Origin of the sequence: Caballeronia sordidicola (assembly GCF_001544455.2) — a bacterium.
GTDB classification, from domain to species: Bacteria; Pseudomonadota; Gammaproteobacteria; order Burkholderiales; family Burkholderiaceae; genus Caballeronia; species Caballeronia sordidicola.
On the sequence record NZ_FCOC02000006.1, the window covers coordinates 255,577 to 277,844 of the forward strand.

General features: G+C 62.2%; 19 protein-coding genes. 11 read left to right on the forward strand and 8 right to left on the reverse strand.

The window, feature by feature from the left end; all coding sequences use genetic code 11:
- Positions 1-99 precede the first annotated feature (99 nt).
- From AWB64_RS13385 to AWB64_RS13425, 9 genes are all read left to right on the forward strand, one after another.
- Positions 100-1,224: a LacI family DNA-binding transcriptional regulator gene (locus tag AWB64_RS13385; RefSeq protein ID WP_063493211.1), complete on the forward strand. Its 1,125-nt coding sequence runs from the start codon at positions 100-102 to the stop codon at positions 1,222-1,224.
- Positions 1,221-2,132 carry a sugar phosphate isomerase/epimerase family protein gene (locus tag AWB64_RS13390; protein WP_060819616.1) on the forward strand — a complete coding sequence of 304 codons (912 nt, stop codon included), beginning with the start codon at positions 1,221-1,223 and terminating at the stop codon, positions 2,130-2,132. Before AWB64_RS13385 ends, AWB64_RS13390 begins: the two co-directional genes overlap by 4 nt.
- On the forward strand, positions 2,129-2,884 hold the full coding sequence (locus tag AWB64_RS13395; RefSeq protein WP_060819618.1) for an SDR family NAD(P)-dependent oxidoreductase: 756 nt from the start codon (positions 2,129-2,131) through the stop codon (positions 2,882-2,884). Before AWB64_RS13390 ends, AWB64_RS13395 begins: the two co-directional genes overlap by 4 nt.
- Before the next feature lie 65 nt (positions 2,885-2,949).
- Positions 2,950-3,696 (forward strand): SDR family NAD(P)-dependent oxidoreductase, encoded by a 747-nt coding sequence (locus AWB64_RS13400; protein WP_060819620.1) that lies wholly within the window; start codon positions 2,950-2,952, stop codon positions 3,694-3,696.
- Positions 3,697-3,726: 30 nt separating this feature from the next.
- Positions 3,727-4,974 (forward strand): Tm-1-like ATP-binding domain-containing protein, encoded by a 1,248-nt coding sequence (locus tag AWB64_RS13405; RefSeq protein ID WP_060819622.1) that lies wholly within the window; start codon positions 3,727-3,729, stop codon positions 4,972-4,974.
- A 7-nt stretch (positions 4,975-4,981) separates the two neighbouring features.
- Entirely contained in the window at positions 4,982-5,830 is an 849-nt protein-coding gene (locus AWB64_RS13410) for a phosphoenolpyruvate hydrolase family protein (protein WP_060819623.1), read from the forward strand.
- 42 nt (positions 5,831-5,872) lie between these two features.
- Positions 5,873-6,907 carry a Gfo/Idh/MocA family protein gene (locus AWB64_RS13415; protein ID WP_060819625.1) on the forward strand — a complete coding sequence of 345 codons (1,035 nt, stop codon included), beginning with the start codon at positions 5,873-5,875 and terminating at the stop codon, positions 6,905-6,907.
- Positions 6,908-6,997: 90 nt separating this feature from the next.
- Positions 6,998-7,999: a TRAP transporter substrate-binding protein gene (locus AWB64_RS13420; RefSeq protein WP_060819627.1), complete on the forward strand. Its 1,002-nt coding sequence runs from the start codon at positions 6,998-7,000 to the stop codon at positions 7,997-7,999.
- Positions 8,000-8,002: 3 nt separating this feature from the next.
- Entirely contained in the window at positions 8,003-9,871 is a 1,869-nt protein-coding gene (locus tag AWB64_RS13425) for a TRAP transporter large permease (RefSeq protein ID WP_060819629.1), read from the forward strand.
- Positions 9,872-9,928: 57 nt separating this feature from the next.
- Here AWB64_RS13425 and AWB64_RS13430 read toward each other — a convergent pair whose 3' ends face one another.
- From AWB64_RS13430 to AWB64_RS13455, 6 genes are all read right to left on the reverse strand, one after another.
- Positions 9,929-10,876, reverse strand: coding sequence for a hydroxymethylglutaryl-CoA lyase (locus AWB64_RS13430; protein ID WP_060819632.1), 948 nt, complete (start codon positions 10,874-10,876; stop codon positions 9,929-9,931).
- Between the two features lie 17 nt (positions 10,877-10,893).
- A complete protein-coding gene (locus AWB64_RS13435) occupies positions 10,894-12,279 on the reverse strand; it encodes an MFS transporter (RefSeq protein WP_374728620.1) in 1,386 nt (461 codons plus the stop codon).
- Positions 12,280-12,390: 111 nt separating this feature from the next.
- Entirely contained in the window at positions 12,391-13,200 is an 810-nt protein-coding gene (locus tag AWB64_RS13440; RefSeq protein ID WP_374728621.1) for an enoyl-CoA hydratase-related protein, read from the reverse strand.
- A 2-nt stretch (positions 13,201-13,202) separates the two neighbouring features.
- Positions 13,203-14,384, reverse strand: a complete 1,182-nt coding sequence (locus AWB64_RS13445) for a CaiB/BaiF CoA transferase family protein (protein WP_060819638.1) — start codon at positions 14,382-14,384, stop codon at positions 13,203-13,205.
- Positions 14,377-16,107, reverse strand: a complete 1,731-nt coding sequence (locus AWB64_RS13450) for a hydantoinase B/oxoprolinase family protein (RefSeq protein ID WP_208603276.1) — start codon at positions 16,105-16,107, stop codon at positions 14,377-14,379. The genes AWB64_RS13445 and AWB64_RS13450 overlap by 8 nt, the downstream gene beginning before the upstream one ends.
- Before the next feature lie 2 nt (positions 16,108-16,109).
- Positions 16,110-18,161 carry a hydantoinase/oxoprolinase family protein gene (locus tag AWB64_RS13455; protein WP_060819641.1) on the reverse strand — a complete coding sequence of 684 codons (2,052 nt, stop codon included), beginning with the start codon at positions 18,159-18,161 and terminating at the stop codon, positions 16,110-16,112.
- A gap of 164 nt (positions 18,162-18,325) precedes the next feature.
- On the opposite strand from AWB64_RS13455, the gene AWB64_RS13460 reads away from it, so the two are divergent.
- On the forward strand, positions 18,326-19,264 hold the full coding sequence (locus AWB64_RS13460) for a LysR family transcriptional regulator (RefSeq protein ID WP_060819643.1): 939 nt from the start codon (positions 18,326-18,328) through the stop codon (positions 19,262-19,264).
- Positions 19,265-19,524: 260 nt separating this feature from the next.
- Positions 19,525-20,385 (forward strand): oxidoreductase, encoded by an 861-nt coding sequence (locus AWB64_RS13465; RefSeq protein WP_060819645.1) that lies wholly within the window; start codon positions 19,525-19,527, stop codon positions 20,383-20,385.
- 193 nt (positions 20,386-20,578) lie between these two features.
- Here AWB64_RS13465 and AWB64_RS13470 read toward each other — a convergent pair whose 3' ends face one another.
- Positions 20,579-21,706: a rhodanese-like domain-containing protein gene (locus AWB64_RS13470; RefSeq protein ID WP_063493212.1), complete on the reverse strand. Its 1,128-nt coding sequence runs from the start codon at positions 21,704-21,706 to the stop codon at positions 20,579-20,581.
- Between the two features lie 118 nt (positions 21,707-21,824).
- Positions 21,825-22,268 (reverse strand): LLM class flavin-dependent oxidoreductase (locus tag AWB64_RS13475; protein WP_157766634.1); only part of this gene is annotated, 444 nt, incomplete at its 5' end.

Sequence of the window (22,268 nt, forward strand, 5' to 3'; positions counted from 1 at the left end):
AGGTTTACCCGTAAACCATGTGAACGTTCGCATTGACGGGTTTACTTCCGCGGAAGCTTGGCTATATTAAGGATGTGAACGATCACATTGCGGGAAAAAATGAAATCAGAAGAAATCAATCGCGCGCCCACCTTAAAGGATGTCGGCAGACGGGCTGGCGTGTCGTACCAGACTGTTTCCCGCGTGATGAACGGCTCAGAGCGCGTGAGTCCTGCTACGCGGGATCTCGTTGTCGCTGCGGCGCAGCAGCTTGGTTTCAGGATGAACCGCGTGGCGGGCAGCCTGCGGACGAACCGGTCGCGCACCATCGGGCTGGTGATGTCGGATGTGGCCAACCTGTTCTTCGCGGAGGTTGTCGGCGGCGTTGAAGCCGAAGCGGCGCTGAATGATTACTCCGTGATTCTTGCGAACAGCGGCGAAGATCTCGAGCGTGAGCGCGAGGCGGTAATGGGGCTGATGGAGCGGCGTGTCGACGGCTTGATCGTTGCGCCCGCGGAAGGCGATCACGGTTATATGGAGCGTGATCTGCCGGAGCGGCTTCCGCTGGTGGCGATCAACCGCATGATCGACGAACCCGCTTGCGGCGCGGTGCTGAGCGACAACGAAGGCGGTGCGCGCCTTGCAGTGCAATATCTGCTCGAACGCGGCCACACGCGCATTGGTGCGCTGGCAGGCTCCCGAGGACTCATGACGTCGCGGGAACGGATTGCCGGCTTCAAGGCGACCTTGAAAGCCGCGCGCGTTCCCGTGCGGCGCGACTGGATACGGTTCGGTGGGCTTCAGGCCAACTCGGCCTACGCCGCGGCGCTGGCCTTGCTCGATACCGGTGACCGGCCTGGCGCATTGTTCGCCACCAGCAACACGATTGCCGAAGGCGTGCTGCTGGCAATGCGCGAACTGGGCCTTCAACGCAATAGCGACGTTGAAGTGATCTGCTTTGACGACGTGCCCTGGGCACGTCTTGTCGATCCGCCAATGCCCGTCATTGCTCAGGACACCCATCAAATTGGCCGGATCGCGGTGCGCATGCTGCTTGGACTGATCGGGCAGGATGGCTCGCGGCCGGAGATCGTCAGGCTGCCCACGCGCCTGATGACCAACGAGATTGTGTTGCCCGAGCGGGCATTGAAACCGTCGGCCGCTGGGGATGCAAAGCCTCTCAAACGTGAAAGGAGCGCGGCGGGCGTTAATGCGAAGACGCGCAGCACGGGAGACGTGTCATGAGTCATCCTTCTGCCCTTTTGCATCCAGATCTTGCATTGAGTCCGGTGACGCTTGCTCCCTGTGCGTTCGAACAGGCATTCAAGCACACCGCGCATGCGGGCTTCAAGGGCATTGGTTTGCGCTACGATCAGTTCGAACAGTATCTGGCGCAAGGAGGAACATTCGACGAGGTACGTGGCTGGCTGAGCGAATACGGCCTGCACGTCGCCGAGGCCGCGTTTCTTGCCGAATGGCAATACCACGGCGGTCTGCCGCTCGTGAGCCGCCGGCAACGCGGCGGCGGCGCTGACGAAACGCGCGAACGGCTGCTGCATCGCCTGCATGCGTTCCTTCGGCATTGCGAGCAGTTCGAATGCGCGAACGTGACCGCCGTTCCCGCCTTGCGTGAAACGGGCGAACTTGCGGTCGCCGCCGAGGAATTCGCGTCGCTGTGCGATCTGGCACGGCCCTATGGCGTGCGCCTGTGCCTCGAATTCATGGGAACGTCGCCGGAGATATCCACGCTGGCAAGCGCCACGGAACTCGTGAACCTCGCCAACCGGGCGAATGGCGGCGTGTTGATCGATACCTTCCTGTTCCACCAGGGCGGTTCGCTCGTAAGCGATATCGAACGGATCGCGCCCGAGCGGATCTTCAACGTGCAACTCGCCGATGCAAAAGACAAGCCAGCCGCGCAACTCGACATGCTCGCCGACCGTCTTTTCCCGGGCGAAGGCGTGGTCCCGGTCCAGGCAATCGTGAATGCACTCCTCGCGCGTGGGTACGACGGCTGGTGGACCGTCGAGCTATTCAACCCGGACTTTGCGCGCATCGATCCTGCTTCGCTTGCGGCACGCGCGGCGGCATCGGCAACTGCTTTGTTCGACAACTCGCTAACCGGCAGAAGAATCGCAGGAGCCCGCGCATGAACTTCGATCTTCAAGGCGTGATGGTGACCGGCAGCGCGGGTGGTTTGGGCCGCGCGGTGGCGCTGGGCCTCGCCGCGCACGGCGTAAGCACCATTTGCGTGGATGCGAACCACGGAGGCCTCGCGCAGACCGCGAAAGAGGTCGAGGCGCTGGGCGCGCGCTGCCTGCCTGTCGCCGCCGATCTGGCGTCGGAGGCGTCGATTGCCAGCGTGTTCCAGCAGGCCGGCGATAGCGGCATCGCGCTCGACGGCATCGTTACCTGCGCCGGCATCACGAACAAGACGCGCGTGCTCGATCTGACTGTGAGCGAGTGGGATCGCGTCATGAACATCAATCTGCGCGGCACCTTTCTGTGCGTGCAGCAGGCGCTTCGCACAATGATCCCGCACAAACGCGGACGCATTGTGACGGTGGCATCGGATACGGCGAAACGTGGCGCAGGCCGCCTGTCAACGTCTGCTTACGGTGCGTCCAAAGGCGGTGTGGTCACGCTGACACGTTCACTCGCACGCGAACTCGCGGTTCATCGCGGTGCGATTCGCGTGAACTGCCTGTGCCCCGGACCCATCTGGACGGACATGCATCTGGGCATGACCGAGCAGGAGCGCCAGACAGTCGAGAACTCGGTACTGATGGGCCGCTTCGCCCGGCCGGAGGAAATCGCCGCAGGCGTGTTGTTCCTGCTATCGGACGAGGCCTCGTTCGTCTATGGCGAAACATTGATGGTGGATGGCGGGGTGGTACTCGACTAACCACCTCACGGACGGGCATGTGCCTGGACGAGGATTACGCAACCGGTCATCAAGGAGAGAAGCAGATGGACACGTTCAAGGGGAAAGTCGCTGTTGTCACGGGTGCGGGACGCGGTATTGGTACTGTCATCGCGCGTTACCTGATTGCCGAGGGCGCGACTGTGTATGTCCCGGATCTCGACGGCGAGCGCTCGCGCGAGGCTGCGAAGCAGCTAGGCGAAGCCGCTAGGCCGGCGACGCTGGACGTGACGTCCGCCACTCAGGTGAAGGCGTTCTTTCACCACGTTGACGAAGAGGCGGGGGGCGCGGATCTGCTGGTGAATTGCGCGGGCGGTTACGCGCCGCTCGTGCCGACGCTGAACATCACCGAAGCCGAATACGACCTCGTGATGGACTCGAACCTGAAGGGCACGTTCCTCTGCTGTCAGGCCGCGATTGCCTCGATGATCAAGCGCAGCGGCGGCGCGATCCTGAACTTCAGCTCGCTCGCCGGCAGGCAGACGAGCCCTGCGCTCGGTTCGCCCTATACCGCGGCGAAAGCGGGCGTGCTCGGACTCACGCGTCATCTGGCGAAGGAGTTCGGTGCTAACGGCGTGCGTGTCAATGCGGTGGCGCCTGGCACGACCGAAGGCGAACGCGTTGCGGGACTGCTCACGCAGGATGATCGCGCGCGCCAACTGGCCGGCATACCGCTCGGCCGTTTCACCACGGCGGAAGATCTCGCGGACGTCGCGGTCTTTCTGCTCTCGGAACGCGCCCGCTACATCACGGGCGCGACCATCGACGTCAATGGCGGCGTGCTGACCATCTAGGCCGCTGGCCGCGATCGAGCGGAGGACATCATGCGCACGGTGTACGTTGTCGGAACCTGTGACACGAAGGGCGCCGAACTCGGGTTCGTGCGGGAACGGCTGCTCTCGGCAGGCGTGCCCGCATTGCTCGTGGACGTTGGTACGCTTGGTGCGCCGCGCGACGGCGTGCGGCCGGATATCGATGCAAGTACGGTCGCCGGATACCATCCGGACGGCGCGGCGGCGAGCAATGCGGTGGATCGGGGGACGGCCATCGCGGCAATGGGCTGCGCGCTGTCGCGATTCCTCGCGGGGCGGCAAGACGTAGGCGGCGTGATCGGCCTGGGCGGTTCGGGCAACACCGCGCTCGTCACCGAGGCGATGCGCGCGCAACCGGTGGGCTTGCCGAAAGTCATGGTATCGACGGTGGCCTCGGGCAACGTTGCGCCCTACGTGGGCACGAGCGATCTCATGCTGATGTATTCCGTGGTCGATATCGCGGGGCTGAACCGCATCAGCCGCGCGATTCTCTCGAATGCAGCGAGCGCGATGGCCGGCATGGTGAAGGGCGATGCATCCATCGGGAGCGCTGGCTCGACCCTGGCAGTGAAGCCAACGCTTGGCATCACCATGTTCGGCGTGACCACGCGCGCGGTCGATTTATTGCGTGAGCGGTTGGACAGGCAATACGAGTGCCTCGTCTTTCACGCGACCGGCACGGGCGGCCAGTCGCTCGAAAAGCTGATCGATAGCGGCATGATCGAAGGTGCAATCGATCTCACCACCACGGAAGTGGCGGACTTTCTCGCAGGCGGCGTGTTTCCCTGTCTTGCTGACCGCTTCGGCGCGATTGCACGCACGAAAGTGCCGTACGTGGCTTCATGCGGCGCGCTCGACATGGTGAACTTCGGCGCGCCTGAAACGGTGCCCGCGCGTTACGCGCAACGCCTCTTCTACCGGCACAATCCGCAGGTCACGCTGATGCGTACATCGGTCGACGAGTGCCGGCGTATTGGCGAATGGATCGCACAACGGCTCAACCGCTGCGAAGGGCCTGTCAGGTTCTTGATTCCGGAGCGGGGTGTATCGGCCATTGACGCCGAGGGCATGCCCTTCTACGACCCCGGCGCCGACCATGCATTGTTCGACGCCATAGAGGCCACGTTCCAGCCAACGCGGATGCGGCGCATCGAGCGCCTGCCGTTTCACATCAACGATGCCGCTTTCGCCGATGCCGCCGCCGCCGCGTATGCCGGGCTCGCCGGCACGCGGTCCAGATCCCACGACATGACGAGGTGAACAAGCCATGCCACGTTTCGAGAGAACCGCGTTGCTCGCACGTTATAGAGAGATGATCGCGCGGCGTGAGCCGATTGTCGGCGGCGGCGCGGGTACGGGCCTGTCGGCCAAATGCGAGGAAGCGGGCGGTATCGACCTGATTGTGATCTACAACTCGGGACGCTACCGGATGGCGGGACGGGGCTCGCTGGCGGGGCTACTTGCGTATGGCAACGCGAATGACATTGTCAAGGACATGGCGCGCGAGGTCTTGCCGGTAGTCAAACATACGCCGGTGCTTGCCGGCGTGAACGGCACCGATCCGTTCGCCGACATGGACCGCTTGCTAGACGAACTCGCGCAGATGGGTTTCTCCGGAGTCCAGAATTTTCCGACCGTGGGTTTGATCGATGGCACCTTCCGGCAGAACCTGGAGGAAACAGGCATTAGCTACGCGCTTGAAGTGGAGATGATTCGCATGGCGCGGCGCAAGGACTTGCTGACCACGCCCTATGTGTTCAACGCGGACGACGCCGCGGCCATGGCTGAAGCAGGCGCCGACATCATCGTGGCGCATCTCGGGCTGACGAGCGGCGGCGCGATCGGCGCGAAGACCGGCGTGGCGCTCGAGGACTGTCCGGCGCTGATCGAGGCGTGGGCGCTGGCGGCGCGACAAGTGCGCGACGACATCATCGTGCTGTGTCATGGCGGCCCGATCTCGACGCCCGAAGATGCGGCTTATGTACTGAGATCATGCCCGTCGTGCCACGGCTTTTATGGCGCAAGTTCGATGGAGCGCCTGCCCACGGAAATTGCGCTGACGCAGCGAACGAAGGAATTCAAGGCGATTTCGCGCGATGGCGAACGTAGGGTTTAACGCATCGCGCTCAAGCTTGCGACGATGAACCAGGAGGCAGGGATGAGCCATGTGCCGGGCATTGCAGTGATCGGTTGCGGACGGATTTCGCGCTCGCATCTCTCGGCGGTGTCGTCGCAGCCGGAACTCGCCACGTTGATTGCGACCGTGGACAGCGACCTCCGTCTCGCGCAGGAAGCGGCGGCGCGCTACGGCGCACAAGTCGCGCTCGACAGCGTGGAGCAGGCGCTCGCTCGCAGCGATATCGACGCCGTGGTGATCTGCCTGCCCAATCATCTGCATGCGCCGGTGGCTATCCAGGCAGCGCGCGCCGGCAAGCACATCCTGGTTGAAAAGCCGATGGCCGATACCGCCGGGGACGCGCGTGAAATGGCTGCAGCCGCGCATGAGCATTGCGTGATCCTTGCTGTCGCGCAATGCAGACGCCATTTCCGGGCGATCCGCTATCTGTCGGACCATCACGCGCAGTTCGGCCGGCTTATTTCCGCGCAGGTCAGCCTCGGCGTGTACTGGCCCGATGCGCAGGCCGAATGGTGGCGTGAAGCCGACAAGGCGAGCGGCCTCGTGGTGGCGCTAAACGGCCCTCATGCGCTTGATTTCGTGCAGATGATGATGCGCGACGATCCGCTGCGGGTGCACGCGGAAGCTGTGCGCAACAACGACTTCTGGGCTGGCGAAGACGAAGCGATGATGCTGCTCGCCTATCCGGGCGGACGTCTTGCATCGGTACATCTGTCGTTCAATCAGCGGCCGGTCGAGAACCGCAAGGTGCTCGTGTTCGAACGCGGCACCGCCGTGGTCGAGCACGACACGCAACTGACTTTCAACGGCGACCTGCTGGTCGCGCAAGGCGATGACGAGAAGCGTCATTACCTCGACGAAGCAATCGAATTCCAGCGGCAGTTCCGCGAATTCGCGCTCGCCATGGCCGGGCAGCCGAACCATTCCGTCAGCGCGGACGAAGGCATCAGGCTGATGCGCACGCTCGACGCGGTGCATCAGGCGTTTCGCAGCGGAGAAACCGTGGCGCTGCCGGGCGTGGTGAAGGACGCGCAATCAGCGGACGCAGTACCGTAGCGTCAAGCCAGTTTCATCGGCTAAAAAATAACGGAGACAAGCGGTATCGCCGGGCATACCGGCACAAGCAGGTAAAGGAGGGTGCGGATCATGGACAAGCCAGTTCGTCGTCTGGTATTGAAAAGCGGCGCGGCGCTCTTTGCCGCGCCGCTGGTGGCGCGCTTTGCGCGCGCGGCGGAGTATCGGATCAAGATCGGCAGCGACACGCCGCCGGCCTATGCAATGAACGTGCGGATCAAGGAGGCCGCCGAGCGAATCAAGACGCGTACCAACGGACGCGTTGAAATGAACGTATTTCCGAATAGCCAGTTGGGCAGCGACATGCTCAACCAGGTTCATAGCGGTTCGCTGGATTTTTTTCTTTCCTCGTCGCAACTGGCGGTGCCGCTCGTGCCCGCCTGTGCGTTGCCGGGGCTCGCCTATGGCCTCAAGGACACGCCCGCCGCCTTCAAGGCACTCGACGGCGACGTGGGCGCTTATCTGCGCGGCCAGATGGAAAAAGTCGGGCTCTTCGCCATTCCGGCGATGATGCAGGGCGGCTGGCGGCAGATCATCAGCAACAAGCCGATCAAGTCGCCGGACGACCTGCAAGGCTTCAAGATCCGAGTGCCTATCAGCCCCATGTGGGTATCGCAATTCAAGGCGCTCGGCGCGAGCCCGACGCCCATCAGCATCAACGAACTCTACACGGCCTTGCAGACGAAAGTGGTGGATGGCGCGGAAAACTACCCGTCGCTTCTATACGCAATGAAGCTGTACGAGATCCAGAAATACCTCAGCATGACGAACCATATGTGGGACGGCTACTGGATTCTCGGCAACCAGCGCATGTGGGCGGCCATGCCGAAGGATCTGCAGGCCGTGATCACGGAAGAGTTCACGCGTTCCGTGCTGGCGCAGCGCGACGACATGGTGAAGGTGGATGCGGCCGTACCGGACCAGATGACCAAGGCGGGCATCACGATCATCAATCCCGATCGCGAGACGTTTCGCAACAAGCTCAAGCAGGCGGGTTACTACGCGGAATGGCGCGAAAAATTCGGCCCGCAAGCCTGGGCGTTGCTCGAAAAATATACCGGTCCGCTGGGGTGAGCCATGCGTATTGCCTTGACTGAGAACCGGCTCAAGCTGCAGCACTTGTTCGGAGCGCTGGAGCGTGGCCTCGTGCTGATTACCGAAGGCGTCGCCGGTTTGCTGGTGGCGGCCGAAATCGTGCTGCTTCTGATCGGCGTGGTGTCGCGTTATGTGTTTCATCATTCGCTGGTCTGGTCCGATTCGCTCGCCTCGCTGCTGTTTCTGTGGCTCGCAATGATGGGAGCAGTCGTCGCCTTCCAGCGCAACGAACATATGCGCATGGCCGCGTTTGTCCGGATGGCGCCGCCGGCGTGGCAGGCTTTCTGGCGCGCACTGGCGTTGATCGCGCCACTGGCTTTTCTCGTGCTCGTGTGCGGGGCAACGCTCGATTACGTGATCGACGAAGCCAATCTGACGGATCCGGCGCTCGATATCTCGAATGCGTGGCGCGCCGCTGCAATGCCCGCGGGCATCTGCCTGATGATGGCGAGTTCGCTGTTCCAGCTCGCCCGGCTGGAGCATTGGCGGCCGGTGCTTGCCGCTGTCGCGCTGACCGGCACGGTGGGCCTCGGCCTTTATCTGCTGCAACCCGTGCTGCTCGGAATCGGCAGTTGGAACCTCATCATCTTCTTTGTCGGCGTGGTGGGATTGTGCGTGTTTTCAGGCGTGCCGATCGCATTCTCGTTCAGCCTTGCGTCGTTCGGGTATCTGGCCATCGCCACGCATCTGCCTTTGCTGGTGATGGCGAGCCGGATGGATCAGGGCATGTCGCAGATCGTGCTGCTCGCGGTGCCGCTCTTCGTGATCCTTGGCATGTTGATGGAAATGACCGGCATGGCGAAAGCGCTGGTGGCTTTTCTCGCCAACCTGCTGGGGCATATTCCGGGCGGTCTCTCGTATGTGCTCGTCGGCGCAATGTATCTGGTGTCGGGTATTTCCGGTTCCAAGTCGGCGGACATGGCGGCGCTGGCGCCGGTGCTGTATCCAGAGATGAAGGCGCGCGGCACGAAACCCGGCGAATTTGTCGCGCTGCTCTCGGCGACCGCCGCGCAAACCGAAACCATTCCGCCGAGCCTGGTGCTCATCATTCTTGGTTCTGTCACCAGTGTGTCGATTGGCGCGCTGTTCACAGGCGGCTTGCTGCCGGGCCTTGTGGTCGGACTGATGCTCTGCGCACTCGTCTGGTGGCGGCATCGCCATGCGCCGCGTGAAGAGGGGAGCACCGCCGTGCGGCCCACGCATCGCGAAGTGTTTCGCAGTTTCTGGATCGCGCTGCCGGCGCTTGCGTTGCCATTTGTGATCCGCCTTGCAGTGGTCGAGGGCGTGGCGACTGCAACGGAAGTATCGACGATCGGCATTGTCTATACCGTGCTCGCGGGGCTGCTGATCTACCGCCGTTTCGACGTGCGGCGCGTCTGGCCCATCCTCGTGGGAACGGCCGCGCTGTCCGGCGCAATCCTCTTGATCATTGGCGCGGCGACGAGTATGGCGTGGTGCCTGACGCAATCCGGTTTCTCCGACAATCTCGCCAGTCTCTTCGGGCAATTGCCGGGCGGGAAGGCGACGTTCGTGATTGCGTCGATGGCGCTGTTCATCGTGCTCGGCAGCTTGCTCGAAGGCATTCCCGCGATCGTGCTGTTCGGCCCACTGTTGTTCCCGATTGCTGAAACAGTCGGCGTGCACCCGGTGCATTACGCGATGATCGCCATTCTCGCGATGGGCATGGGACTCTTCGCGCCGCCATTCGGCGTGGGGTATTACACGGCCTGCGCGATCAACCGGATCAATCCGGAAGACGGGATGAAACCGATGGTTGCCTACATGCTCGCGCTGGGATTCGGTTTGATTCTGGTCGCTGCAATACCGTGGATTTCGACTGGATTTCTTTAGCCTGCATTCGGCTATTTCCGGCGGCGGCAACCCGGTCGATGCCGCCGCCGCACCGCGTCACGCAAGCGCGTGGTATGCCTCCGTGTTTTCGGCGAATGTCTTCGGCAATCCCGCCCTCGCGATAGCGCCCACGAACGGTTCCCCCGGCAACCACGAGGCCACGAGTTCCCGAACGCCGAGCAGGGCGGTTATATCTATGCCCGTTTTCATCCCCTCGGATTCCAGCAGGAACACGGTGTCCTCAGTGTTGATGTTGCCGGTGGCATTGGGCGCGAATGGGCAACCGCCAAGTCCGCCGAGCGACGAATCGAAACTGCGCACGCCGGCGTCGAGCGCGGCGTACACGTTTGCAAGCCCGAGGCCGCGCGTATCGTGGAAGTGGCAGGTCACGGAACGGTCGCCCGTCAGCGCAAGCACTTGCCGCATCATCTTGCGCACCTGCCCCGGGTTCGCATACCCGACCGTGTCCGCAATGGCAATGTGATCGGCGCCCGCTTTCAGCAGCGTTTCAACGATCCTGAGGACATGAGCTTCATCGACACGTCCGGCAATCGTGCAGCCGAACGCCGTTGCCACACCCGCGCCAAGCTTGATATCGCGCCGTCCAGTTTCGTCGCGTGCGGCGACGATGTTGCTGAAGTCATCGACGGATTGCGCCGTGCTGCGCCGAACGTTCTTCAGGTTGTGCTCATTACTCGCCGATAAAACGTAGTGCACGTTCTTCAGGCCGGTATCGAAAGCGCGCTGGGCGCCTTTCAGGTTCGGCACCAGTGCGGAAGCACGCAATCCTTCGATCCTCAATGCCCCGCGCGCGACTTCGTCTGAATCGGCGAACTGCGGCACGATCTTGGGCGGCACGAACGACGTTACCTCGATGTCCGCGCAACCTGCCGCGACCATCCGTCTGCACCATTCCAGTTTCTGTTCCGTGCCGAGAATGGTCTTGACCATCTGCAAGCCGTCACGCAATCCGACTTCCGTGACCTGGACGTAGCTATCGTTCATATTGGTTCCTGTTTGCTTTACTGGATTGCCGCGTTCGCCGAATGCCCTGCGTCGGCTTCGGGCTCGTCGCCGGACTTGGCCTGCATCGCGCGGGTCTGTGGCGCAAACAGGATCACCGCCAGCGATCCAATCACCATCAGCAATGCAATTGCGCCGAGTCCGCCGACCATGCTGCCGGTCATTGTCTTGATCGAGCCGATGATCATCGGGCTGACGAATCCGCCGAGCAAGCCGACGCAATTGATGATCGCAACGCCGCCTGCTGCGCCGCTGCCACGGATGTAATCAGTGGAGATCGCCCAGATCAGCGGATTGGGGGCGAGGATGCCAGCCGTCGCCACGGAAAGTGCTATCAGCGACAACGCGAGGTTCCCTGCCAGAAGACTCGCCGCGACAAGACCAATAGCGCCCGCGATCATTGCGCCACCGCAATGCCAGCGGCGCTCCATGGTGCGATCCGAGTGGCGGTTCAACAGGATCAGCGCGACCCAGCTAACGAAGTACGGAATGGCCGAGTAACCGCCGATTGCCAGCGGATTCGATACACCCGAGTTCTTGATCAGCGTAGGCAGCCAGAAGCCGATTGCAAACACGCCGGCAATCTGCGAGAACCACACGAAGCCCATCAGGTACACGCGCGGATCACGCAGGGCGCGAGCAAAGGTATGTTCCGCGTGACCGCTGCCGAAGCTCGAACTCTTGCGAAGATCGTCCACGATCATCTTCTTTTCTGGCGCTGTGAGCCACTTCGCTTCTTCGGGACTATTGTCCAGATAGAAATACGCGGCCACGCCGAGCACGCTTGCCGGCAATCCCTGGACGATGAACATCCATTGCCATCCGTGCATGCCGTGAAAGCCGTTCATGTGTGTGACGAGCCAGCCGGACATCGGGCCGCCGAAGAGACCGGCGATGCCCGTTGCGCACGTGAAGATGGCGATGACTTTGGCGCGGCGCTCGACCGGATACCAGCGTGTCAGGTAGAAAATCACGCCGGGATAAAGACCCGCTTCCGACAGGCCGAGCAGGAAACGCACGCTGTAAAGATGCACGGGCAAGGTAACGAACGCGGTTGCCGCGGCAACGATGCCCCAGAGAATCATGATGCGCGAGAACGTCTTCTTTACGCCAATGCGGGCAAGGAGCAGGTTGCTCGGCACTTCCATGAGTACGTAGCCGAGAAAAAAGATGCCTGCGCCAATGCTGTACGTCAGGTCGCTAAAGCCGACGTCCTGCTTCATGTCGAGTTGCGCGATCCCGATGTTGATGCGATCGAGAAACGCAAACACGTAGCAAAGAAACAGGAATGGGATCAGCCTGCGCGTGATTTTCGCGTAGGCGCGGTCTGCGTCATATGCCGGCGCAGAAGGCATAACCGATGTATCCGGTGTAACAGGGCTCATGATGCGTGTCTCCTCCAGTATTTGGCCGGACGATCGACGCCGTCCGTTCCAGTTTGCTGCGTGACTGCGTGTGTGTTTGTTGCTCGCCGTTGTTACCGCTATCGGTTACGGCTATCGGCCCTTGAACTTCGGTTGCCGTTTTTCGTTGTATGCGCTGATGCCCTCCAGCCGGTCCTCGGTTGGAATCAGCCGGTTATAGGCTTCGATCTCCACATACAGCCCCGTGCGAAGGTCGGCCTGCATGCCAAGGTCGATTGCCTTCTTTGCCTGGGTCACCGAAAGCGGCGCGCTCGTGCAGATGTCGCGTGCTGCATTCAATGCTTCCGGCAGGACCTCGCGTGCATCGCAGAGCTTGTTGACCACGCCCCACGCAAGCGCTTCTTCTGCTGAAAACCGCGCGCCGCGAAAGATGAGTTCCTTCGCGCGCCGCGCGCCGATAGTACGTGGCAACTGCTGCGTGCCGCCGCCGCCCGGCATGATGCCGCGCTTGACTTCGGTAAAACCGAACACCGCATTCTTCGATGCGTACGCAAAGTCGCAAGCCAGCATCAGTTCAAGTCCGCCCGCAACCGCCGAACCGTTCGCCGCGCAGATAAGCGGGACCGGACAGTTCGTGAGCGCGCGGTTCATGCGCTCGAACAGATAATGCTGGCGGCCGAATTGTTCGTCGGTCATGCCTTCGCGTTGCTTCAGATCCGCGCCGCCACAAAAAGTACGCTCGCCCGCCGCCGTCAGGACGACGCATCGGTAGAGCTCAGGATCGAGCTCTATGGCGCCGAACACGCGGATCAGTTCGCGTCCCATCTGTGTGCTGATTGCATTCGATACTTCCGGCCGGTTCAGCCGGACAACGAGAATATCGGAATCGACTTCTTCGAGCTGCAACGTAGTGAGGGCGTCCGTGCCCAGATATTCGTTGATCTTCACAGTGTTTCCTGAGAGGTTGTGTCGAGCAGATGATTGTGTTCGCCAAGCCCCGGCGCCCGGCCAATATTGTCAGGGCGCACTCCCCCAAACGATATGGGCAGGCCGACCACGGTGGCCGCGTCGTCGGAGGTACGTCTGAGGATATCGAGCGCCTGCGTCTGCTCGTGGCCAACCACCTGATCGATGCTCTGTATCGGGCCGCAGGGAATGCCGGCGGTATCGAGCGTATCGAGCCAGTACGACGCGGGCTTCGCGCGAAAAGCTTCCTGCAGCAATTCGATCAGTGCAACGCGATTGCTTACGCGCGCGCCGTTCGTGATGAAACGGGAATCGTCGGCGAGCGCGGGAACGCCTAGCACCGCGCAGAGCTTGCGGAACAGGCCGTCGTTGCCGACCGCGACCATGATGGTCGCGTCGGCGCAGTCGAACGCCTGATGCGGGACGATGCCGGCGGTGCCGGAACCCCATCGTCCGGGCAATGCGCCACAGGCGAGGTAATCGGCGATCTGCATGCCGCCCCAACTAAGCGCCGTTTCGTATAGCGAGACATCCACGAGTTCGCCCGCGCCGGTCAATTGCCGCCGAAAGAGCGCGGCCAGCACGCCGACGGCGGCCCAGAGTCCCGTGCCCATGTCGTTGATCGATACCGGAATGCGGCTCGCCGGTTGACCAGGACCGCCCATGAAACTCATCAATCCACCCAGCGCCTGCACCAGCGGATCGTAGCCGGGCTTCTCGCGCAGCGGTCCCACCGTGCCGAACGCGCCGAGGTTGCAGTAGACGAGCGAAGGTTTGTCGGCCATCAGTTGCGCTGCACCCAGACCGTACTTTTCAACGCCGCCTGCTCTCAGGTTTTGCAGCACGACATCCGCGCGCCGCTCGATCAGTCCCTTCAGCAACGTCGCTTCCTCCGGGTTGCTCAGCGACATCGAGATGCTCGACTTGCCGTGGTTGATCGCGTGGAAGAGGGCGGCGGCGCCGTCGATGAAAGGAGGACCCCAGTCGCGCGCGTAGTCCCCTTTTCCGGCGTTCTCGATCTTGATCACCTGCGCGCCGAGCGAGCCGAGGATCATGCCCGCGTAAGGCGCGGCGAGACTGTGGCCAATCTCGACCACGCAAATTCCGGCAAGCGGCAAGGGCTTGTGCTGCCTGGTTTGCACAGTAACGTCCTCACTCATGCGCGACAGCCAGCGCCGGCGTGTCTTCAGGCTCGACGTTGTACAGCCGTCGCGCGGCGTCCGCGCTGATGTAGCCGTCGGCAATGTCGCCGATAACCCGTTCGCGCTCGCGCTCGAGCGGATCGCCGTAACCGCCGCTGCCCGCGGGCTGCACGATCACACGCTCGCCGCGCCGGACCACGGTCTGGCCGCCCTTGGCCGCAACAGTCGTGGTGGTGCCATCGGTTTTCTCGACGCTGCAAAGAAACGGGGTTCCCGCAAGACCGCCGAAATGTCCTTCGGGCGCGGAGCGGCCCCGTTCGCCGGAGACGGTGAAGGTGGCTTCGTCGTAGTCGACGCGATACACCCGGCGCGAGGTCAATCCGCCCCGATACCGCCCAGCGCCTCCCGTGTCCGCCACGAGGGACCATTCTTCGAGCAGGAGCGGCGAGCTGCGTTCGATCATCTCCACCGACTGGCTGCCGGCATTGCCCACATAGACGCGAATGCCGCTCACGCCGTCCTTGTCTGCGCGTGCGCCCATGCCGCCGGCGTGGACGTCGTGCATGGTGACGAATGCTTGTCCCGTTTGCTCGACGCGCGCGGCGTTCGTATCGCGTCCGCTGAAAATGCCGGCGCAGGACGCACAGTTGCTCTGCCCGACAATGCGCTCCGGAATCGCGGGCGCAAGCGCCTTCAACAGCAGATCGATCACGCGTGGCGATGTTTCGGTGTTACCCGACACGACCGAGGCCGGATACTGGCAGTTCAACACGCTTCCTTCAGGCGCGATGATCGTGACCGGCCTGTAGCAACCCTGATTGATTGGAATGCTGATGTCGGTGATTGCCTTGACGGTGAACCACGTGCTGTTGCACGTCACCGACAATGGGCAGTTGATGCCGCCGCGCACTTGCGCGCCGGTGCCCGTATAGTCGAACGTCACGTGGTCGTCGGCAACGGTGATCTTGACTTTCAGCAGCGGGCGCTCCTGCTTCCAGCCATGCGCCTCTATAGGATCGAGATATTCCTCTGCCTCGTAAGTTCCGTTCGGAATCCTGCCGATAGCCGCGCGGATCAGCTTCTCTGAATGGTCGAGGCTCTGGCTCATGGCGGCACGCAGATCGGCGACGCCGTATTTGTCGACGAGATCGACAAGACGGCGCTCGCCCACGAACGTACCTGCGTACTGCGCCTGGATGTCGAGCAGCAATTCGTGCGAATTGCGGCTGTTGCGGCTCAGGATTTCCAGCACGTCACGCACCGGCTTGTCGTCGCGATACAAGCGCACGGGCGGAATGCGGATGCCTTCTGCGAATACATCCCACGTGGTGACCGTATAACTGCCCGGCGACTGGCCGCCAATGTCCGTCCAGTGGCCGCGGGTCATGACAAACGCGACGATCTCCTCGCCCACGAACACCGGCCGCGTGAACTGCACGTCGGGCTGGTGATTGCCGCCGCCCACATACGCGTCGTTGCTCACGATCACGTCGCCGGGGCGAAGATTTTCGCGGCCGATCGCTTCAACGGAAACGCGCGTGGAGATGACGGCGGAGCCGAGCATCGTGGGAATGTCGTTGCCCTGGGCCACGAGTTGCATCTCGGCGTCGAAGATCGCGGCGGACGAATCGCCGCTTGCGTGCATGAGCGGGCTGCCGGCGGTGCGCATCATCGCGATCTTCATTTCACGCGCGATGGCAAAAAGACTGCTGCGAATAATTTCGTAGGTAACGATATCCATGTTCAGGCCGCCAGTTCGATCACAAGGTTCAGGGCTTCATCCACAACAGCGTTCTGCGCCGTTTTCAGCACCGCGCAACTGCTGTGCTCCTCAATGACAGCAGGCCCCTCCACGCGCGCGCCGACCGCAAGCGCGCTGCGCTGATAGACGGGCAGGGCGTGCTTCGCGCCATCGAAATAGACTTCGCGCGTGGCCTTCGGTTTGAGTCCGGACGCCGCGGCCTTGGCGGATTGAGCAACCCCGCCGCGCCAGCCGGTTTGCGTGACGATCTGCATGCGCAGGTTCGCGACGACGATGGGCTTGTCGGCGCTCACGAAATTCCACAGGCGTTGATGCGCCGCTTCGAAACCGCCCGCGAGCGCGTGGCACAAGCCTTCGGCATGACCCTGCACTTCGACGGTGATGACATCGGGTTGCCCGGCATAGCGGCAATCCGCAAGACGCACGATACGAGCGCTTTCAGGATCGACGTCGAGCCTGCGAAGCTCGGTTGCACCGAGTTCGAGGAGTTCGGAGAATTGCGAGAAAAGCGTGGTGTCGTCGAGATGATCGAGGTCTCGTTCAACCGGGCGCTGATAGTCGTATTGCTGATCTGCGACCGTCATGCCGAACGCGCTGAACAAACCCGGAAGCGGAGGAATCACCACGCGGCGAATGCCCATTTGCTGCGCGAGATCCAGTGCGTGGACCGGACCCGCGCCGCCGTAGCAGATATAAGAGAACTCGCGCGGATCGTAGCCGCGCTCGACCGTCATGATGCGAATGGCTTGCGCCATCAGCGCGTTGGCAACGGAGCGCACCGTCTGCGCCGCTTCGAGCACGCTCATGCCGAGCGGCTTCGCCACGCGTTCTTCCACCACACGATACGCGGCCTTTGCATCGAGCCTGAATTCGCCGCCAAGAAAGCTTTCCGGATCGATGTAACCCAACACGAGATTGCAGTCCGTCACGGTGGCGCGCTCCCCGCCACGGCCGTAGCAGGCCGGTCCCGGATCGGCGCCCGCGCTCTCCGGTCCAATGCGCACGCCGCCGCCTGCGTCGATCCATACAATCGAGCCGCCGCCCGCGCCGACCGAATCGATGTCGATACTCGGGCTTCGCACCGCGTACGTATGCAACAGGCTCTTGTTGCGCAATTCGGGCCGGAACTCGCGGATGAGCGAGACATCGAACGTGGTGCCGCCCATGTCGCCCAGAATCGCGTTACGCAGGCCGCTTTTTTCGCAACTGCGAATGGCCGCGCTGACGCCGCCGGCGGGACCGGATTCGAGCAATACGATAGGCCGGTCCGCAACCACCGCCGTGCTCGCGAGGCCACCGTTCGACTGCATGAAGAGCAGCTTGCCGTTGAAGCCGAGATCGCCGAGAGCGTGGCCGAGACGCTCGATGTATCGCCCGCAAACGGGCCCGAGCATGGCGTTGATGACGGTCGAACTCGTGCGCTCGTACTCCATGACTTCGGGATTGACGTCGTGCGATGCACAGATGAACCGGTCCGGCAGCAGCCGCCGCAATGTCTCGACGGCTTCGCGTTCGTGCTGCGGATTCACGTGTGCATGCAGGAAGGAAACTGCGACCGCCTCCACGTCGGAGTCGCGGATCATGGCGGCCAGATCGTTCAGTTCGCTGCGCTGCAACGGTGCTTCAATGTGTCCTTCGAACGTCATGCGCTCGGTGACTTCCAGGCGCCAGCGGCGTTCAACAAGTGGACGCGGGTTATCGAACAAGAGGTCGTAGAGATCGGCCCGGTCATGCCGCGATACACGCCGCAATTCGAGGATGTCGCGAAAGCCGCGCGTGGTGATCAACGCGGTCTTCGCGCCCGTTCCTTCAACGACCATGTTGGTCGCCATGGTCGTGCCGTGCCCGAGAAACGACACGTCCGCGCTTGTCGAGCCCGATATCTCCAGGATGCGCCGGTAGCCTTCCATCGCGCCGACGACCCGGTCGCGGGGTGTGGTCGGGACCTTTGTCGACCAGACCTGGCCGCTTGCATCGTCCACCATGACAACGTCGGTGAAGGTGCCTCCCACGTCGATTCCAATTCTTCTCACGCTGTCTCATCTCCACGGTTGCGGGTTTCGTGGCGCGGCGTTTGATCGGCTATGATCGAACGCCCGCCGTCATGCCCTGCTCATTGAATGGGATGAGTGTAGAGAGCTGCGGCGCGCACGGATAATGAAACCTTCCGATCACGTGAGACTGTGGAGTTATATCGGTGATAACCAGTATCGATGCAATCCTCAGGCGCTTGCGCGGCAGCCACATCGCCCTGCTGATTGCGCTCGACGACCACGGCTCGCTGCGTCGCGCAGCGCAGCAGGTGTCGCTGTCGCAACCTGCCACGACCAAATCCCTGCGCGAAATCGAGTCGATGTTCGGTGCCGAACTGTTCGCGCGATCACCGCGCGGCATTGTGGCCAATGAACTCGGCCGCTGCGTGATCCGTCACGCGCGCACGCTGCGCGCGGAAGTCGGCGCGTTGCGCGACGAGCTTGCCGCAATCATGCGCGGCAGGGGCGGCACGCTTGCCATTGGCGCCGTCATGGGCGCGGTCCCGGGTTGGCTCACACCCACGCTAAGGGCGCTGCGCGAAGAGGAACCGGATGTGTCCGTGGAAGTATGGGAGGACAACAGCGCGCGCCTGCTTTCCATGCTCGACCAGCGCACGCTCGACCTTGTGCTTGGAAGGCCGAGCGTCAGCGTTCATCCGGAGGCTTACGACTTCATTCCCCTTGCGGTGGAAGAGATGTGCATTGTCGTGGATGGCGCCCACGAACTCGCGCGCAAGCCGGATGTCAGCTTGCAGGACATCGCGGGTAATCCGTGGATTGTGCCGCAGGCGCATCTCCCGCTGCGTTCGCTGCTGGAGCAGGTGTTCGAGGACGAAGGCTTGCCGTTTCCCGCTTACGCCACCGAGACCACGTCCACGTTCGCCACCCTTGCGTTGCTGCGTTCAGGCGATGGTGCGGTTGGCCTGATTCCCGTGCTCGTCGCGCAATATTTCGCGCAAGGCGGATTGATCGGCATACTGCCGATCAAGATTACGCGTACTGGCGCGCCTTACGGCATTGCTACGCGCAAGGGCGCGACGCTTACGCGCCCTGTGCAGATGTTCATCGATCTCTGCCGCGACCGGATTGATCAGCCGGGCTGAGACATTGCGATTCAGACACTGCCGGACTATCTGCAAGACCATATGCGTGCATGTCGACGCCATGGGTAAGCAGCTTGCATCGCGTATGGACGAGTCCTTATTGACCTCGGCAAACGAAAACGAACCGTGAGGCAGAGATTCACGCGTTTCACCGTATTGCGATACTCTTCGATTGTTTCCTTCCACTGAGCTGTGCGAGCTTGTAAGCCAGGTTGTAAGCAAGCTTTCGCGCATTGCAGCAGCACTGAACAAGGACCATCATGTCGACCGCTTCTCCCGATTCTTCCAATTCTCCAGTCTGGTTTATCACGGGTTGCTCGACCGGCTTCGGGCGGGAAATCGCACAGGCCGTGCTGGCGCGCGGCTGGCGTGCCGTCGTGACCGCACGGGACCCGGACAGCGTTGCCGACCTGGCGAATTCGCACGCCGGGCACGCGCTCGCGCTTAAGCTCGATGTCACTTCTCCAGATGCCGTGACCGCGGCGGTAGCCGAAGCGAAAGCCAGGTTCGGCCGTATCGACGTGCTCGTCAACAATGCCGGATACGGTTATCTGTCGGCAGTGGAAGAAGGTGAGGACAATGAAGTCCGCGCCATGTTCGAAGTCAATTTCTTCGGCGCGGTGAGCGCCATCAAGGCCGTCTTGCCTGTGATGCGTGAACAGGGCGCAGGACACATCGTCAATATCACGTCGGTTGGCGGGCTGGTCGGCAATCCGGGCAGCGGCTATTACGCTGCGACCAAATTTGCGTTGGAAGGCTTGGGCGAAGCACTCGCGCGCGAGACTTCCGGGTTGGGTATCAAGGTCACGACCGTGGAACCGGGACCATTCCGGACGGACTGGGCAGGGCGGTCGCTCAAACAGACCAGCAAGACCATCGATGCCTACGCGTCGATCGCTGGCAGGCGCCGGTCTGACATTGCCGCAAACAGCGGCCGCCAGCCGGGCGATCCGGTACGCGCGGCGCTGGCGATCATCGCGGCAGTCGAGGCGGACTCGCCGCCTTCGAACCTTGTACTCGGCAAACAAGGGCTTGGTGTGGTTCGCAAGAAACTCGCGGGGCTCATCAACGATCTGGACACGTGGGAAGCAACGACGCTTGGTGCGGACTTTCCCGACTGACATCTCTTGTCGTGCCGGGCGCGCTTGACGTGCATGGATGTACTTACGTCACCGATAGACCGGCATTCTGGCGAGGCTTGCTTTCGAGACGATGGCGAATGGACGCGGGCTTGAGTTCTGCGCACAGGGCAACGATGCATGAGGCGATGACCGGGTCAGCCGCACGAAAGCAGCTAACCCGGCGTTCGGCCGCTCAGGAGTTCAGCAGTTCCGGGACCTGTTTGAGTGGCCCTGTGCTCGCGCCGCTCGATGCATTTTCCAGCAGATGAACTTCCCATCCGCGCTGTTGCAGCCAGTAGGCGGTCGTGACGGCGCGGGTGCCGTCGTCATCGATCAACACTAGGCGCGCGCCGCGAGTCGCCACCGTGCGATGCGACACCGCGAGCAATTGTCCTCCCGGCGCCGAGATGGAACCCGCAACGTGACCGGCTTCGTACTCTTCGGCCGAGCGGATGTCGAGCAGATACGTCGTGCGTTTCGTTGTGTCGGCAAGCCACGCCTCGACGCCTTGTTGATTTACAGTCCTGATTTTTTGTCGTTCGCCGAGCGCCTGTGCGTGCTTTATGCCGAAGGCGGCCGCGCCGCTGCTGGCGGGCGCACGCTTCTCGCCGCCGGTCGCGAGCTCAAGCGTTGCCCGCGTCCAACCCGCAGTACCGTCCTCGAGAAAGGCGACGCGGTTCGGCACTTGCGCGTCGATGAGCGTCTGCGCCCCGATGATCGCACGCGGAAGTCCGGCGCACGACACAACCACGAACGTGTCCGGATTGGGAACCTGATCCAGGAAGCGATACAGGATCTCTTCGCCCGGTGCGTTCACTGCGCCCGGCACGTGGCCACGCGCGAATTCGTCGCGGGTGCGCGTGTCGATCACGATGACATTCTCTTTCGCGTCGTACAGCTTCTTGAGTTGTTCGGCTTCGATTGACGGTGTACCGCGCAAATCGCGCACGCTCTCCGAAAAGATGATGCCGGGAATATCGAACGTGGGCAGTCCGTTCAAGCCGTCCGCGGTCCACGCGGGAATGCCGCCGTTGAGGATGTTGATGTCGGTATAGCCAAGTCCTTCCAGTATGGCCGCGCCTTGTTCTGCTGCGTTGTCGCCATCATCGATAAGTACGAGCCGAACCGACTTTCGTGGGACGAAACGCTGTACGCCGCGCTCCAGGTTTTCGAGCGGCAGATTGGTGGCGAAGAGCGGGTGTCCTTTAGCGAACGCCTCCACCGACCTCAGATCGAGCAGCGCGAGTTCGTTTCCTGTGCCAAGGCCGCCTTCCGTTAACCACGTTTGCAGCGTTGCGCGATGAATATGTCGAATGCTCATGATGATCTCTTGTTAAGTTATCTTGAATGATTTAGTGAAGCCAACATAGAGTAAAAGCGAACCGACAGCAAACTCAACGAAGCGATTGCGGGATCGTTATTCTGAATACCGCGACACGCTAGATCCGCAGTCCTGCCTGCTTCAACAAGGGAAGAATCCGTTCTCCGAAGTATGTGAGGTCCGGCAGGAAATCGAAGAAACCGAGTTGCACCCCGTCCACGCCGGTTCTTTTGAGCGCTACGAGCTGATCGACCACTTGTTCCGGTGTCCCGATGATTTCTATGTTGCCGCCAATGCCGCGGCCTTGTTTCTGCGATTCATCCTTGCGTCCGCGCCATGCGTGCGCGTCGCTGTCATAACTGCGGTCCCCGCTCGATACAGTGTTCGCCACGATTGCATCGGCATACGCGTTGGCTTCGCGCTCGGTGTCGCGGCTCACGATGACCGGGTTGATCACGGTGCGCACCGTGCGGCCCGCGCGCGCCGCTTGCGCCTTGATATTGGCAATATGAGCAGGCAACGTTTCGAGTGCGCTGTCGATATGCGCGCCCCCCGGGCTCGT

Bases quoted from the DNA above. Each gene is read 5' to 3' on its own strand.
- AWB64_RS13400 (WP_060819620.1), top strand. From the start codon at position 2,950: ATGGACACGTTCAAGGGGAAAGTCGCTGTTGTCACGGGTGCGGGACGC.
- AWB64_RS13435 (WP_374728620.1), bottom strand. From the start codon at position 12,279: ATGAGCCCTGTTACACCGGATACATCGGTTATGCCTTCTGCGCCGGCA.
- AWB64_RS13470 (WP_063493212.1), bottom strand. From the start codon at position 21,706: ATGAGCATTCGACATATTCATCGCGCAACGCTGCAAACGTGGTTAACG.
- AWB64_RS13420 (WP_060819627.1), top strand. From the start codon at position 6,998: ATGGACAAGCCAGTTCGTCGTCTGGTATTGAAAAGCGGCGCGGCGCTC.
- AWB64_RS13390 (WP_060819616.1), top strand. From the start codon at position 1,221: ATGAGTCATCCTTCTGCCCTTTTGCATCCAGATCTTGCATTGAGTCCG.
- AWB64_RS13465 (WP_060819645.1), top strand. From the start codon at position 19,525: ATGTCGACCGCTTCTCCCGATTCTTCCAATTCTCCAGTCTGGTTTATC.
- AWB64_RS13430 (WP_060819632.1), bottom strand. From the start codon at position 10,876: ATGAACGATAGCTACGTCCAGGTCACGGAAGTCGGATTGCGTGACGGC.
- AWB64_RS13405 (WP_060819622.1), top strand. From the start codon at position 3,727: ATGCGCACGGTGTACGTTGTCGGAACCTGTGACACGAAGGGCGCCGAA.
- AWB64_RS13385 (WP_063493211.1), top strand. From the start codon at position 100: ATGAAATCAGAAGAAATCAATCGCGCGCCCACCTTAAAGGATGTCGGC.
- AWB64_RS13415 (WP_060819625.1), top strand. From the start codon at position 5,873: ATGAGCCATGTGCCGGGCATTGCAGTGATCGGTTGCGGACGGATTTCG.
- AWB64_RS13445 (WP_060819638.1), bottom strand. From the start codon at position 14,384: ATGAGTGAGGACGTTACTGTGCAAACCAGGCAGCACAAGCCCTTGCCG.
- AWB64_RS13410 (WP_060819623.1), top strand. From the start codon at position 4,982: ATGCCACGTTTCGAGAGAACCGCGTTGCTCGCACGTTATAGAGAGATG.
- AWB64_RS13450 (WP_208603276.1), bottom strand. From the start codon at position 16,107: ATGGATATCGTTACCTACGAAATTATTCGCAGCAGTCTTTTTGCCATC.
- AWB64_RS13425 (WP_060819629.1), top strand. From the start codon at position 8,003: ATGCGTATTGCCTTGACTGAGAACCGGCTCAAGCTGCAGCACTTGTTC.
- AWB64_RS13395 (WP_060819618.1), top strand. From the start codon at position 2,129: ATGAACTTCGATCTTCAAGGCGTGATGGTGACCGGCAGCGCGGGTGGT.